At 49.1% G+C, this 562-nt stretch carries 1 pseudogene; it reads left to right on the plus strand.

Annotated elements, in window-relative coordinates:
* Positions 1–562, plus strand: a pseudogene (locus JYB62_RS10445) (hypothetical protein); the annotation flags it as partial.

Raw genomic sequence — 562 nt, forward strand, 5'->3', positions numbered from 1 at the left:
AATGGATTTGTAGGAACTGAAGCCGAATGGCTCGCATCTCTTGAAGGTGCTGATGGAGCCGATGGATTAGATGGTGCCCCAGGTGCAGACGGTGCTGATGGCGACTCCGCATATGAAGTCGCAGTAGCCAATGGATTTGTAGGAACTGAAGCCGAATGGCTAGCTTCGCTAAAAGGGGATAAGGGAGATACCGGTGATCAAGGTCCTCAAGGTCCTGCAGGTTCAGATAACCAAATTCTTTCTACTTCTGGAGGAGCTGGTAATATCTCTATCGAAAATGGAAATACCCTTAACCTAAATGTTAACGATGCTGATGCCGATCCTACCAATGAAATTCAAGCGCTTGTCTCGGCTCCCTCTCAGCCTGGTGTAATTGGATTAACCAACGGAAATACGGTCACAGTGAATGTGAATGATGCCGATGCTGATCCTACCAATGAATTGATTACCTCCGGAACCCTCAATGGTACCGACCTGGAAATCGTCGATGCCGGTGGAACCACCACCGTAGACCTTTCCGCACTCGATAACTCCGGTACCGATGATCAGAACCTGACCTCGG

The sequence above is a fragment of the Algoriphagus lutimaris genome (assembly GCF_017051705.1).
Taxonomy (GTDB): Bacteria; Bacteroidota; Bacteroidia; order Cytophagales; family Cyclobacteriaceae; genus Algoriphagus; species Algoriphagus lutimaris.